The sequence below is a fragment of the Lewinella sp. W8 genome, assembly GCF_004375085.3.
Classification (GTDB): Bacteria; Bacteroidota; Bacteroidia; order Chitinophagales; family Saprospiraceae; genus Neolewinella.
On sequence record NZ_SNAQ03000020.1, the window covers coordinates 1 to 14,693 of the forward strand.

General features: G+C 57.7%; 10 protein-coding genes. 7 read left to right on the top strand and 3 right to left on the bottom strand.

Features of this window, described 5'->3' with window-relative positions; genetic code table 11:
* The 5 genes from E1J53_RS19325 to E1J53_RS19345 form a co-directional block, all read left to right on the top strand.
* Positions 1-1,612 (top strand): T9SS type A sorting domain-containing protein (locus E1J53_RS19325; RefSeq protein ID WP_154640247.1); only part of this gene is annotated, 1,612 nt, incomplete at its 5' end.
* Between the two features lie 314 nt (positions 1,613-1,926).
* On the top strand, positions 1,927-3,171 hold the full coding sequence (locus E1J53_RS19330; protein ID WP_173021565.1) for an NAD(P)/FAD-dependent oxidoreductase: 1,245 nt from the start codon (positions 1,927-1,929) through the stop codon (positions 3,169-3,171).
* A 355-nt stretch (positions 3,172-3,526) separates the two neighbouring features.
* Complete coding sequence (locus E1J53_RS19335; protein ID WP_134274122.1) at positions 3,527-4,018, top strand: methylated-DNA--[protein]-cysteine S-methyltransferase; 492 nt, start codon at positions 3,527-3,529, stop codon at positions 4,016-4,018.
* Between the two features lie 120 nt (positions 4,019-4,138).
* Entirely contained in the window at positions 4,139-5,362 is a 1,224-nt protein-coding gene (kynU, locus tag E1J53_RS19340; RefSeq protein ID WP_173021566.1) for a kynureninase, read from the top strand.
* 171 nt (positions 5,363-5,533) lie between these two features.
* Complete coding sequence (locus tag E1J53_RS19345) at positions 5,534-6,586, top strand: DUF3089 domain-containing protein (protein WP_134274118.1); 1,053 nt, start codon at positions 5,534-5,536, stop codon at positions 6,584-6,586.
* A gap of 75 nt (positions 6,587-6,661) precedes the next feature.
* On the opposite strand, the gene E1J53_RS19350 is transcribed toward E1J53_RS19345, so the two are convergent.
* From E1J53_RS19350 to E1J53_RS19360, 3 genes are all read right to left on the bottom strand, one after another.
* Positions 6,662-10,255 carry a hypothetical protein gene (locus tag E1J53_RS19350; protein WP_134274116.1) on the bottom strand — a complete coding sequence of 1,198 codons (3,594 nt, stop codon included), beginning with the start codon at positions 10,253-10,255 and terminating at the stop codon, positions 6,662-6,664.
* 641 nt (positions 10,256-10,896) lie between these two features.
* Complete coding sequence (locus E1J53_RS19355) at positions 10,897-11,412, bottom strand: hypothetical protein (protein ID WP_134274114.1); 516 nt, start codon at positions 11,410-11,412, stop codon at positions 10,897-10,899.
* Between the two features lie 9 nt (positions 11,413-11,421).
* Positions 11,422-12,219 (bottom strand): ParA family protein, encoded by a 798-nt coding sequence (locus E1J53_RS19360; RefSeq protein WP_134274112.1) that lies wholly within the window; start codon positions 12,217-12,219, stop codon positions 11,422-11,424.
* Positions 12,220-12,469: 250 nt separating this feature from the next.
* On the opposite strand from E1J53_RS19360, the gene E1J53_RS19365 reads away from it, so the two are divergent.
* Positions 12,470-13,750 carry an HmuY family protein gene (locus E1J53_RS19365; RefSeq protein WP_134274110.1) on the top strand — a complete coding sequence of 427 codons (1,281 nt, stop codon included), beginning with the start codon at positions 12,470-12,472 and terminating at the stop codon, positions 13,748-13,750.
* Between the two features lie 51 nt (positions 13,751-13,801).
* Complete coding sequence (locus tag E1J53_RS19370; RefSeq protein WP_134274108.1) at positions 13,802-14,692, top strand: hemin ABC transporter substrate-binding protein; 891 nt, start codon at positions 13,802-13,804, stop codon at positions 14,690-14,692.
* The last annotated feature ends 1 nt before the right edge of the window (position 14,693 follow it).

A 14,693-nucleotide genomic window follows, 5' to 3' on the forward strand; every position in this document is an offset into this window, starting at 1 on the left:
CGCCCTGCGCATCCGCGCCGGTGACGGTTGTGGTAACTTCGACGTGGACATCCTCGAGTTCTGCGTGACGCCGGACAAGGCACCGACCCCGATCTGTATCCAGACGCTGACGGTCACGCTGATGCCCACAGGTTCGTCTGGGGAAGGGACCCCAGACGATACCTCCGGTGGCGGTATGGCGGCCATCTGGGCTACGGACTTCATCGCCTCTGACGTCACGGACTGCTTCGGCAACGTGATCGACAAGTACAGCATCTACACCGAAGAAGAAGCTACGGAAGCTGGATTCGCTCCTGCCGTTGGCCGCATCGGTATCGACCTGACGTGTGAGGACTTCGGTGAGGACGTGAACGTACGGGTGTACGCCATCGACAACGCGGGCAACGCCGACTACTGTTCGGTAGTACTCGAAGTCCAGGCCTTCCAGGACGGACTGTGTGACGGTAACAGCGGAATGCTTACCGGTGCCGTTGCCACCCAGGACGACGATCTGATGGGCGGTGTTGAAGTAACCGTAACGGGGGCTAACGACATGGACGAAATGGTCGTAACCAACGCGAATGGTCAGTATGCATTCTCCAACCTCGAGTTGGGTGGAGACTACACCGCGCAGCCGGCCTATAATGCCGCCTTCGATTACGGCGAAGTAACCGTAACGGACATTGTCGCGATCACCAGTCACATCCTTGGCACCGCCGAATTGCAGACGGGATATGACTACGTGGCGGCGGACGTAACGCTGGACTCCGACGTGAATATCTTCGACCTGGTGGCCATCCGCCGGGTAATTCTCGGATTGGATGATGAGCTGAATGCCCTGGGACTCACCTGGCGCTTCGTGGAAGCGGACTACAACCTGACGCCGGGTAACTGGATGACGGTATTCCCGGAGGTGTACAACGTGAACAACCTGCAGGGTAACGTCACGGATGCGGACTTCGTAGGTGTTGAGCTGGGTAACGTACTTCGTTCCGGCGGCCGTGCGGCCCTGGAGCTGACGGTAGACGACGCCCAACTGGCCGCGGGCCAGGCGCACACGATTGAGCTGAGCAACGGCGAGCTGGCGGGCTTCCAGGGTACCCTGGAACTGGCCGCAGGACTCGAGCTTTTGAACGTAACCTACGAAGGCGAAGGCGCTCTGAACCTGAACCGCGCCGGTGAAGGAATGATCGCCATGGCCTTTACCGGACGTACGCAGATCAACCTGGAAGTACGGGCCACCGAAGACTTGCGCTTAAGTGAGGTACTCCGGATGACGGATGCCATCACCTACCGGGAGGGTACGGCCGCCAACGGCGGCGCGGGCGAACTAAGCCTGCACTTCGGGGTAGACTTGGCACCTGCGTCCGCGCAAAACAAGTTACTACAGAACACGCCCAACCCGGTTTCTGAAACCACCGTAATCCGTTTTGAGTTGGCCCAGGCGGGCCCCGCAACCCTGACGCTACGGGATGCGGCCGGACGCCGGTTGCTGGTGCGAGAAATTGATGCCGTGGCGGGAAGCAACCAGCTGGAGCTGTCGCGCAAGGACCTTGGTGCCAGTGGGGTAGTGACCTATACCCTGGAGTCGGGCGACTTTACGGCCACGAAGAAGATGGTGATTCAGAAATAGGTCCCGATTTCGGGGCGCAATTTTTGCTCACCACCACCCTAATTATTTAGGTCAATGTTTACATGAGTAGCATTGGGCGGCACCAGTTTTGGTGCCGCCTTTTTTTGTCCCAAAAGCTAAATGACTGTCGTGCGAACATTCGTCCAAAGGATTTTAGGACTCACTCGGGCATCCCGGTTTATCGTCGGATGAGGGGGAGAAGAACTATGCTGTTATCAGCATGCGAGGGGTAAATCATGGCCGGGTATATTCCGAAACCGCAGTTGGTAAACCGACTCACTTCCCGCATCTTTGCGCAAAACTACGCGGATACTGTGGCAACACCCCAAGTGATCATTATTGGCGCCGGCGTCGCCGGCCTGACGGCCGCCATTGAACTGGAACGAGCCGGCCACCGTCCGCTGATCCTCGAGGCGGACGACCGCCCCGGCGGCCGACTGAAAACCGACCAGCACGAGGGCTTCCTCCTCGACCGTGGTTTCCAGGTGCTGCTGACGGACTACCCAGAAGTGCAACGGTATCTGGACCTCAAGGCGCTGGATATCGGCACCTTCCGTCCTGGCGGACACGTACACACCCGCCAGCAACGGTTCCGGTTTGCCGATCCCCTGCGGGAACCCGCCCAGCTCTTCCGCTCCACGCTTTCCCCGATCGGGACCCTTTCGGACAAGACCAAACTGGCCCAGCTGTCCCTTTCGTTACGGGCGACGAGCAACGAGGATTGCTTTCGGGGATACGAAGAAAAACCCACTCAGGATTACCTCTGGGAGCTTGGCTTCAGTGAACAGATCGTAGAGCGCTTTTTCCGCCCCTTCTTCGGCGGCATTTTTCTGGAGCTGGATCTGAGCACTCCCGCCGGCCTTTTTCGCTACATCTTCAAGATGTTCAGCCAGGGAAGCGCCGCCCTGCCCGCCGGGGGCATCGAAGCGATCGTGCACCAGCTGGTTGGAAAGCTGGAACACACCGAGATTCGTTGTGGTGTCGGAGTGACCGCGGTGAACGGGGATACAGTAACGCTGGACGACGGCAGTACGATTGCCGCACCGGGTGGCATCATCGTCGCTTGTCCCCCAACGAAGGTGCTTCCGCGCCTGGCGGGAAGCCCGGTGGAATGGAAGTCAACCACCAATTTGTACTTCTACAGCAGTCGGCGCCTCCGCGAAAACCGCCTGATTAACCTCGTCTCCGATCCGACCAGTCTGATCAATACCTTTTGCGTACTGGATGAAGTCGCCCCCAGCTACAAGATGGAAGGGCAGGGAGGTTCCCTCATTTCCGTCACCCTCCGCAGGCCACTGGACCGGGAATCCTCCATCGGCCAGGCCGAACAGGATCTCCTTCGACATAGCCGCTTGCCCAACGACGCCCTGCGCTTCCTGAAGCGGTATGACGTCCGGCAGGCCCTACCGGACCTCTCCCGGGTCGCCTTCCGCCAGGACCCCACCCACGGACGGGTGATGGACCGCATTTTCCTGGCCGGCGATCACCAGCTCAACGGCTCCCTGGATGCGGCCATGCGCAGCGGCCGCCTGGCGGCCGAGGGCTTATTGCGGGTGTAATCTGCACTACCGCAACGGGCAGACACTGCAATCAGTAGATCATGGCACCTGCACCGGCTGAGCCGAGTATTCTGCTTTGCACCTGCGCTCCGTCGCCATAGTTTCAAATTGTTCCGCGATACATCGGATGACCCTTCGCTTTACTCAGGAGACAGCCGATGAACGCTACTTCCTTCTTCTCTCTTCCTTCTTTATTCTTCCTCCCCCTTTACCTCCTACCCACGATCCCCTAATTCCTCCTCCGTCTCCTTAAATTTCGCGACCGGCCTGCGGAGCAGACCTCTTCCGGAAACTCCGGTTCTTGGCCTATATCCTTAGTCCTTAATCCTACGGCCTAATTCCGTATCTTCCCTCCATGGCTACCACCTGGATACGCACGGATTTTGGAACATTCCGGCTGTCGGCTTCTCACCGCGGACTTACCGAGTTGCGGCTGACGGAGAAACTGCCACCACAAAATTTGGTGTCTACGAATAATGAGCATTTGGCCACCGCCGTGACGCAGCTTCAGGAATATTTTGCCGGGAAGCGCGAGCAGTTTACGGTGGCCTTTGACTGGTCCGAAGCGACGGAATTTCACCGCGGGGTATGGAGCGAGCTGGTCAAAATCCCCTACGCCCGTACGGTAAGCTACCAGTACATCGCCGAGCGGCTGGGCGATAAAAACGCCATCCGGGCCGTGGGACAGGCCAACCGCCGCAACCCGATCGCCATCATGGTGCCCTGCCATCGGGTCATCGCGAAGTCGGGGGACCTGCAGGGCTATTTTTATGGCCTGGATTTTAAGCGTCGGCTGCTTGCCCTGGAAAATCCCCGGAGTTTCGGGGAGCAGGGCAGCCTTTTTTGAAGGAGCGGAGGTGGGCGCGGAGCGCAGGTGCAGTGAAGACTGGTGATGCAACCCTTTTCCGTTTTTTTCATTCTGTCGGGGAATACCGTAACATTGTTGCTGCCTAACCAAGATTTCCTCATGCTACGTGATGAATTTCATCTGCCCCCGACGGGCATCTATCTCTGCGGAAACAGCCTGGGTCCCCAGCCGAAGGCCGCCGTCACTAAACTGGAAACCGAGCTGACCTCCTGGCGGGAGCGCGCCGTTGAGGGTTGGTGGAAGGGACCGGACGGGGGCTGGTTGGGCTTTCACCGCCGACTGGAAAGCGATCTGGCGGGGATCGTCGGCGCCCGTCCCGCGGAGGTGACCGTGGCCAATGCCCTCACGGTAAACCTGCACCTGCTGATGGTTTCCTTCTTTCGCCCGGAAGGTAAGCGGCGAAAGATCATCATGGAGAAGGGAGCCTTCCCCAGCGACCAGCACGCCATCATCGCCCAGCTGAAATTCCACGGTTTGGACCCCGCAACGGACCTCATCGAAGTTGGCCCGCCGGAGGGAGAATCCGCCATCCGGACGGAGGATGTCCTGGCCGCCATCCACAAGGCCGGCGATTCGCTGGCCCTGGTGTTGTGGAGTGGGGTGCACTACTATACCGGACAGTTTTTTGACCTACCCGCCATCGCTGCCGCCGGCCGGGAGGTAGGGGCCCGGGTGGGTTTTGACCTGGCGCACGCGGTGGGTAACGTGCCGCTTTCCCTGCACGACTGGGGGGCAGATTTTGCCGTTTGGTGCTCCTACAAGTACCTCAACGGCGGTCCCGGAGCACCGGGAGGAATGTTCGTCCACGAGCGTCATCACGGGAACGAGGATTTGCCCCGCTTCGCCGGATGGTGGGGGCACCGGGAGAGCGACCGCTTTTTGATGCGCCGCGAGTTTCGCCCCGAGGCCGGCGCTGCGGGGTGGCAGGTGTCTACCGTACCGGTCTTGGGCATGGCGCCCCTGCTGGCTTCCCTGCCCATGTTCACCAGGGTAGGGGGGATGAAGGCGCTGCGGAGCCGGAGCGAGGAACTGACCGCCGCGCTGGCTTCCGATTTGGCTGAATTGCGGGTGGATGGCGCTCCCCTGCGTATCCTGACGCCTGCGGATCCGTCCGCCCGGGGAGCCCAGTTATCCATCTACGTGCCCGGCCACCGGCCGGAACTGGAGGGAGCGCTTTCCGAGGCCGGTCTCATCTGTGACTACCGGGAGGATAACCTGGGGGGAAGCGCCGGTGGTGTGCTGCGGGTTGCCCCGGCCCCGCTCTACACGGAGTTGGAGGAAGTGAAGCGGGTGCCCGAAATTTTAGCAAAAGTTTTGAAATAAGGGAGGGAACTTCATCGTAACAATTAGGGTTATACCAGCATAAACTCATAAATCCCTATCCCATGTTACTCTTCGTCCTTGGCCTCATTTTTGCCTACGTCGTTTACGTCATGAGTCAGACCCCCGCCCGTCGCTAGGCGGATTCGGCTCCTGCATTAACCCTAATCCTATATGCGTTTATTGATTTTCGGGAGCCTTCTTTTACTGGCTGGCTGCGCTTCCGTGCCCAAACTTCCGGAAGGAAATACCCTGCGTACCCCCGCCGCCCCCGACTACGCCCAGGAGCAAAACTGGGCCGCCCTGCCCTTCCGGGATGATGGTGCCGACCGCACCCCCGGAGATGATTTAGAGGACGGACAGCTTGCCGCCCGGGCGGATGTTTTTTACCTGCATCCCACCATTTATTCCGATACCCGCAGGGGCAACCAATACTGGAACGCCAACCTCCGCGACGAAAAACTCAACGCTTCCGTAGACAACCTGACCCTCCCCAACCACGCGGCCATCTTCAACGCCGCCGCAAAAGTATACGCCCCCCGCTACCGGCAGGCGCACCTTAAGGTTTTTTATCCGGCCGGCCGCAGCGTAGCGGAGCAGGCCCTGGATACGGCCTACCAGGACGTCCTGGTGGCCTTCGACTATTACCTGGAAAACTACAACCGGGGGCGGCCCATCATCATCGCCAGCCACAGCCAGGGAACCACTCACGCAAAACGCCTGATGGCGGACCGCTTTGACGGCAAGCCCCTCCGAAAGCAACTGGTGGCTGCTTATCTGGTGGGCATGCCGGTGAGCAAACGGGCGTACGAAACCATTCCGGTTTGTGATCGCCCTACCCAAACGGGCTGCTTCGTCAGTTGGAGAACCTACCGCGACGACTTCAAGCCAGACGCCGATTACCGCGATACGGTGCCGGATATTGCCGTGGTCAATCCCCTCAGCTGGACGACCGGGCCGGAGAAAATACCCGCCGAAGAAAACCTGGGGGGAGTGCTTTACAATTATGAAGCCGGACTATTGCCGGAATTGGTGTGGGCGCAAGTCCGCGGAGCGGGACTCTTTACGAATAAGCCCAAATTCTTTGGCGACATTCTCTTCAATACCAGGAACTATCACGTCGGAGACTACAACCTGTTCTGGATGAACATCCGGAAAAATGCGGTGGACCGGGTGGAGGCCTTCCTGGAGGAAGGCAGGGAAGGGGCACCCCCGACGACGGAGTAATCCTTACGGTTAACCCATTTCCGGGTTTACGTACATGCATCCACTAGCCACCAATTTTCCCGCCAACCACCGGGCCTAAAAGTCGTACCCCAGCGATAAGTGCAGTTTGGGGTCCTGGCGGATGTCGGTTTCTACGCCCCAGGCGTAGTCCACCCGGATATAGTAACCAAACAGGGTCGTGCGGGCACCAAACCCGTAACCGTAGACGATGGGTTCCCGGAAGCGCCGCACCCGTACGGTAACCGGTCCGCGTTCCACCTGTCCGGGGTCGGGGTAGGTGGTGATGTTAACCGGATTGTCTTCGTCGAAGGGGTCGGAGCCGGACCAGGCGGTGCCCACGTCAAAGAAGCTGACCAGTTGGAAGTTACGGAGCAGGTTGGAGCGCAGGTTCCGGAAGAAGTAGTTGAAGATGGGGACCCGCAGTTCGGTGTTGTGCAAAAGGTAGGTTCCGCCGTTCCGGATGTTGATGTCGAAGCCCCGCAGGGGGTTGGCCAAATCCTGAAAGACGAAGTTGCCCTCCGTTGGGGTGGGAATGGTCTGGTTGAAAGTATTCAGCACGCTCTGGTCGGCTCCCCCCAGGTAGAAGAGAATGCGCTGGCCACCAAAATTGGTGGCACCGGCCAGGCGGAAGGCCAGGATGCTACGTTTGTCGATGCGGTGGTAATGGCGGGCATCAAAGCCGAGGATGCCAAGGAAACCGGGCTCGAAGCCGGTGTCTCCATCGCCACTCAGGCTGATGTTGAAGCTTTTGTAGAAGTCGGCAAACACCTTGTAGCGCGTTCCCATCCGGAGATTCGTGGCCAGGTCCAGGGTGTTGTCAAAAACGTATTCCAGGCGAGCTCCGATGCGTTGCTGGTTGTCCGGACTGGACTGCAGGGCCGCAATTTCGGTGGGTAATTCCTGCACGCGATCGCGGCGGATGGTGGCCGTAGCCCGCAGCGAGGTAAAGATGTCCAGGGGGTAACGGACCCCAAACTGGGCCAGGAGGGTGTTTTCCTCCACGATCCGGGGAATGTTCGGACGAAGGTTATTGAAGAAGCCCTCCTCCTGACGGCGGTTACGCCGGTAGACGCTGAAAATTTTATCCAGGCGACGCTTACGGTCCTGGTAGGTGGCAAAGTATTCCGTACCGTTGAAACTGGTAGGAATCCGGACGCCACCCTCCACGGAATAATCCTCGAAAAGGTCCATCACATTCCCCTTGAAGAGGATGCCCATGGGCTGCTGGGTGAAGCCGTTAGGGTTCGCCGAAAAGGAGTTGAGACCGGCAAAGAGCGGGTCATTATTTGCCTCCGTTTTGAGGTAGTTGATACGGAAGGTGAGGCGGTAGGGCGTAATTCTACCCGGGCGGAAACGATAGGTTCGATTGAGCTCCGCAACGGGCCGCTCCCCCTGCAGCAGGGGGTTCACCGGGCGGTCTGCTCCCGGATTGACGGGAGGGGGAGTGACCACGGTCAGGTTGGGGCGATCGGAGCTGGCGGGCGTAGGGGGCGCCTCACTGGTGGCGGGTTCCTGAAGGAGAATATTTTCTACGGCAGGGGCCTCTTCGGACTGGTTTTCTTCCCGCGGGTTGATGTCTTCAAAACGCGTTTGGAAAAGATATTGCTCGTCGACCTGGTTGGGGGCCGGTTCGGAGGGGTTGATGGCATTCGGACGCATCAACTGATCGTCGACGAGGTCTTCCGCGCTATTGAAATTTGGTACTGCTTGCCCTACGGCACGATAACTTGACCGCCGGAAGGACGTGGGATCCAACCGTACGTTCAGGGTGGTGTCAAACTGGAACTTCTGTAGGATGGGGCCGTCCGTAGTGATGTAGCGGGCTACCCCCACGGGTAACCGGCCACTGGCGTCGATGGCGTCGATACTGAGGTTTTGCCGGGTAACGGCCTCCGTTACCGCCCGCTCCTTGATGACCGGAAAGACGTTGATGGAGTCAATCAGGGTGGTGTCCAGGCTCGTCAGACTGCTGTCGGCGTGCAGGGTGATTTCGCTGCCGTCGTTCAGGTAAATGGTCTGTTCGTAGTGGTCAATGTAGTCTTCCAGGTGGGCCTGGAAGCGGGTGACGATACCACTCAGGTCGCTGAGGTAGCCGAAGTGTTGGTCGTCAATGACGACCGGGTTGCGTTCGTTAGCCAGGGGAGTGTTGGTGATGCGGACGTACTCTCCGGGTTTTCCCTCCAGGTCGTAGTAGAACAGGTCAAAGTTGTTGATGGGCAGAATGGTGTCGAGTCGGGCGGCTTCTACCTTGGTGGTTTGGCGATTACTCGCAAAGACGACACCCTGGCGCCCGCGAATTTTGACGGGCATGGCGTCCAGATCGTCCCAGAAGTCGTTGGTGATCTTCACCGAGGTCCGGTTGGCGGGGTAGTAGTAATACACGTCCGTCGCGCCGAAGGCGCTGGCGGTAATGATCATGGAACCCGGATCGACGTAGGCCATACTGAATACCCGATCGAGCTGAATGCCAAAATCTTTGGTGACGTCGTCTCCGGTGTTGATGTCGTATTGCATCAGGCGGGGCCGGTCTCGCTTTTCATAGAGAATGGCGAGCTCCTGGTTGGAGGGAGACCAGTCCAGCATGGGATAGTTGTAGTCCGTCGCCTGGAGGAGGTTCCGCTGACCTCCCTTGAGGACCAGTTCCCGTTCCCCGGTAGCGACGTCCTGCAGATAGACCTTATACCGGCCAATTTCGTTGAGGACGTAGGCAATTTTGGTGCCGTCGGGACTGACGGCCATACTCGTCATCGGGAGTTGCTTCTTGTTCTTAACCGGAATGGCTTCTCCCGCCGGTGCCGGCAGGCCGTTGAGGTCTTCCTCGTAGCGGGTACGGTAGAATTCCCGCCAGTTGAACAGCACGTTGTCGTAATTGCTTCCCAGTACGTAGAGGAAACCGTTTTCAACCGACCGGTTGATGCGGGTCAGGTAAAGGAGGTTAGACACCGTGGACTTGCCGAAATTTTCCGAGACGTAGTACCAGAAGGAATGGCCGGCCAAACGGGGGTAATCCGTAGCCAGGTCTTCGTAGGTTTCGTATTCTCCGCTTCTTAAAATCTGGCGAAGTTGCTCGTCGTGGGTGGTGTTCCAGTCTTCCCCGAGGAAGGCGATGAGACCGGACTTAAACCAGGGCGGCAAGTTGAGCAAAACGGCGTTTTGCACGACTTCCTGAACGGAAGATCCGTAGAGCATGTGCTCGATGTAGACGCTGGCCATGGCTTCCCGGACCTGGCGGCGCAGGTCGGTGTGGTCGCCGGTGAAGTAGACAAACGCCTTGTTGCCCAGGAATTTTGCCTGGGTGGCGGAAATGAAGCTGGTGCTCCGGCCGAGATTCTGGGTGCCGGGAAGGTTAAAAACCTCCTCGCTGCCGATGTTACTTTGCTTCAGGTCCGTTACGTCCCGGTAGACGATCAGTTGCACCTTCTCGTTCATGCGGTGCTCCAGCATTTTCTGGATGTAGCCAAAGTCATATTCGGCCATCTGCACGACGGACTGCCCAAGGTTCCTTCCCTCGCCGTACCAGTAGGTGACGAAGTTGTCGGACTCGTACTTCTCCCAATCCTCAAAATCCTTGTGGTACTGAACCCGGTTTTTCCCGAATTCAACCTGAGAGGTTTGCGCACCGAGGGCCGCGGAGAAAAGCAGAACGACGAGGGGTAGGAAATGACGCATGCAGAAATCAAATTAGGCGGGTGGAAGCTGAATACTTAGCTAAAGCATACCGTAAGATAACGGTAAGATGCCCGGAAGGTTATGCAATTCATACGTCTCCGGCCAACTTATTTGTCGTCAGCACGCCCGGAAGGCAGAAGGATGTGCGGCAGAAGGGTAGGCTAAGGCTGAGGAGAAGGCTAAGGCTGAGGGAAAACCACCGGAAAAGGTTTGCTCCGCAAGCCGGTCGTCGAGGGTAAGGATGAGGCTAGGCTGGAGAGAAGGAAGAGAGAAGAAGGAAGAATGAAAAGACGTTAGGCTGCACCTCGAAGTGTGCCGGCCTGACGCAGTCGGACGGTTCCTTTGAGCGTGCTTTGGGCAATTTAAAGAAGGAGGAGCAGCAAGAAAGAGAAGCTCGTCCGCCCAGGCGCGAGGCACGAGCTGACTGGCCGGCCGAGCGTACCAGCGTGAATAAGGCGTGAACTAAAGAAATGCACCTAACTATTCTACAGTACTAAAGAACGAACGAACTCCCCCTGCACCTGCGCCCCGTCGCATTCCATAAGAATCGACGGTCCCGACGAGTTACGGAACTCGGGGTCGTAGCCCGCATATTTAATCCTTTATCCCCACGAGCTAACCCGGGCTTCTCGCTCAATCACCTACTCCTCCAGATAACTGGAGACCATTTCCTGGACGACGTCCTTCAAGTAGATGCCGCGTTCCTTGGCCTGGGCCTTGAGGATGGCCAGGTGCTCCTTGTTGAAGATAAGGGTTACCCGCTTGGTATCGGCGGTATTGCCGCCGCGTTCCTGGTCAGGATCGTTTTCCCGTACGGTGGACCGAATGAGATAATCCAGGCCGCTGCGCTTTCGGCCCCGGCGGCGGGAAGTGGGACGGGGACTGGGGGTGCGCGGCGATTGCCCGGCCGATACTTCGGGGGCCGTCGAGGATGCCTGCTCCTGATCGAAGGAATCGTTGAGGAAGGCGTCCAGGTCGGCCGTGAACTTCTTACTGCTCAGTTTACGCTTGGCGCGGGAGGTTTGCACGGGAACGGATACTTCAACCTCTTCTTCCTCCTGCTGGCTGGGCACGGCATCCTCCTGCCGTTCCGCCCCGGTGTTTTTGGGGTCTTCGAACAGCTCGAAAAGATCATCGGTGAAGCGCTTTTTTGCCATGCCTTTGCTTTACTTGGCGGGAGTCTTTTTATCAGAACGTTCCCGTAGGTGAATTGGGTGCTTGGTCCGCTCAATTATTTCCTTACAGACGGCCAGGTAGTCTTCCGCTCCGTTGGAACTCGGGGCGTACTCGAAAATGTCCTGCCGGCTGGCGGGAGCCTCGGCCAGGGCGACGTTGTCGCGGATGTAGGTCTCCAGCAGCAGCGGACCGAAGTACTTCTGGATGGTCTCCACCACGTCCCGGTTGAGCACCTTCCGCTGGTCGTACATCGTGGCCAGTACGCCGCTGATGTGCAGCTCCTTGTTCAGCCGCAGCTTGACCTTCTGGATGACCTGCTTGATCTTGGCCAGCCCCTGCAGGGCCAGGAACTCCGTTTGCAGCGGAATGATGACCTGCTGGCTGCTCGTCAGGGCGTTCAGCGTCAGCAGCCCGAGGCTGGGCGGACAGTCGATGATGATGAAATCGTAGTCTTCGTCTACTCCGGCGAAGAGCTCCCGGAGGATGAACTCCCGTCCCGCTTCGTTGACGAGTTCCATCTCGGCGCTGGACAGGTCCAGACTCGACGTAATGACGTGCAGACCGGCTTTGGCTTCGTAGGGAGAAAGATCACTCTCGCCCATGAGGCTCTCGTAAATCGTGACGGATTGCCGGGGAATACCCAGGGAAAGGGTGAGGTTGGCCTGGGGGTCCAGGTCGACGAGCAAGACGCGTTGGCCAAGTTCTACGAGGCCGGCGCCAATGTTGATCGCGCTGGTCGTCTTGCCAACGCCGCCTTTGTGGTTCAGTAAGCTAATTACGGTTGCCATGTGCAATGGGCCTTAGTTGGGGCGCGAAGGTAATCAACCAGGCGCTTGGATGAAAGGTAAGAAAAAAACCTTTGACGGATTTAATAACCATCTCCCGAAATGGTGGAGACGACAGAGTAGGTGTCGATAGTAATGCTATCACAGTATTGTCAGTATTTAGACTTAATAAAAATAAAGTCGGCGAAACGCTTGTTTTGCGGCAAAGCGGAGGATATGTTTGCGCTATATTTAATTAGATCAAATCTAAACAATGAAGCACTTTTTACCTCTCCTCCTGGTTTTTGTGACCCCCTTTACGCTTACTGCTCAGTTTCTGGAAGTCAACCAGGGACCAGGTTACGCCAACGCTGTTTACCTGGATTTGGCCACGAATACCACGACCGAGGTCGCACTGGACGCCTGGGATATTGCCTTTGCCGTTGGCGGACGTTCCTCCGGCGTGCTGGTCAATGAGGGCGTAGCCTCTTCCCGAACCGAAGCAACCCCCGAAGTAGAACTCTACCTGACTTCATCTACGGATTTTGCGACGGCAGATACGTCGATGATCATCGGGCGCATTTACAATGGGGAAGCGAGTTGGGAAGACGGCGCCTTTAATTCGGTTGCCTCCCCCGGCGATCCCTTTGATCTGGGCTGGGGCAGCTACAGTCCGGCGACCCAAGCGGTGTTGGGAACGCGCGTTTTTTACGTGCTTACCCGGGATGGAGCATACCATAAAGTGATGGTGTCTTCCCTGGCGGGAGGTGAGTATACTTTTGTCTACGAGACCCTAACGGATGGAGAGGGAGTTGATGTCTCCACGGATACTGTCCGGATTAATAAGTCAGACTACGTTGGAAAAACCCTGGTGTATTTCTCCTTCGCCGAAGGCCTGAAGGATCTGGAGCCGGAAAATTGGGATCTACTCTTCTCCCGCTACACCACGCCGCTAGATGACGGCGAGGGTAATATCCTGGAATACACCGTTACCGGTGTCCTGCAGAATGAAGGCATCAGCGTCGCTGAATTATCGGGGGTGGATCCCGCCACCGCGGCCCCACCCGCAGAGGGTACCTTTAGCGACTCCCTGACCACCATCGGCCACGACTGGAAACTATTCGACCTCAACACTTTCCAGTACGTGATCCCCGACGACCTCGTGTATTTCGTACGCACGGCCGATTCGCTTTACCGGATTCAATTCATTGACTTCACGGGGGCTTCCATGGGTATATCTACCCTTGAGATGAACAATGAGGGAGCACTGACCAACGTGTCTGAGCTGCCCGTGGCCGTAGAATCGAGCAGACTTTTCCCTAATCCTACCCCGGGGGTAGCTATGCTGGAAGTTGATCTGAAGGAAGCTGCCAACCAGGCCCGATTAGACATTTTTGACGTCAACGGTCGCCTGGTCTCTACTACCTCATTGTCCGGGTTAAACGCCGGACGCAATCGCATTGAGGTGCCTAGCCTTGACCTTCCGAGGGGGAATTACCTCATCAGGCTTACGGCTAGTGTCGGAACCCTAACGCATCATCTGGTGAAGCAATAACTGCCCTTGCCAGACTGAGTCATCTTTTTGCCAACGATCAATCGTCCCCCAATGAAAAACCTCATATTCTTTTCCTTTCTGTTTTGCCTCCTTACGCTAACCAGCTGCGCTTCAGAGGGTACTCAAACGTCCGAAGCCACGGTAAGTGAAACCAATCCAGTGCGGATTATTTCCCTCAGCGGGACCCTCACCGAGATACTGTATGCTCTTGACTACGGAGATCAGATCGTTGGGGTTGACGTGACGAGCTCTTATCCCGCCGAAGCGCGGTCGAAGCCACAAATGGGCCACATCAGTCAACTCAACGTGGAAGGTCTGCTGGCCGCCCAGCCCGATATCATTTTTGTAGACGCGGAGCAAGCCGACAACCAGGCTTTAAACACCGTAAAGGAGGCGGGAGTAAATGTTGTGGCGGTCCCAATGCGTTCCACGCTGGACAATGCGGTATACGCTACCGAGGCCATTGCGGAGGTGCTGGAAGTACCGGAAACCGCCAAAAGCAAAATCGAAAATCAGGTCAAAGAGGGTAGTGCGGCGCTGGCCGAGCTGGTGGCTGGACGGCAGGAGCGACCACGCGTACTCTTTATCTACGCCCGGGGTGCCGGCCGGATCATGGTCGCCGGAAAAAACACGGATGCGGCGGCCATCATCGAAATTGCCGGGGGGCAGAACGCGATCACCTCCTTCGAAGACTTCAAACCCCTAACGCCGGAAGCCCTGGTGGAAGCCGCACCGGAAGTAATCCTGATGTTCACCAGCGGACTGGAAAGTCTGGACGGGAAGGCCGGACTGGCCAGTATTCCGGGCATCGCCGAAACTCCGGCCTACAAGCAAGACCGCATCATCGCCATGGATGGTCACTACCTGATCAGCTTCGGTCCCCGGCAGGCGGAAGCCGCCCAGGAGCTGGCCAAAAGATTATTTCCTAACGTCAGCAAGTAAT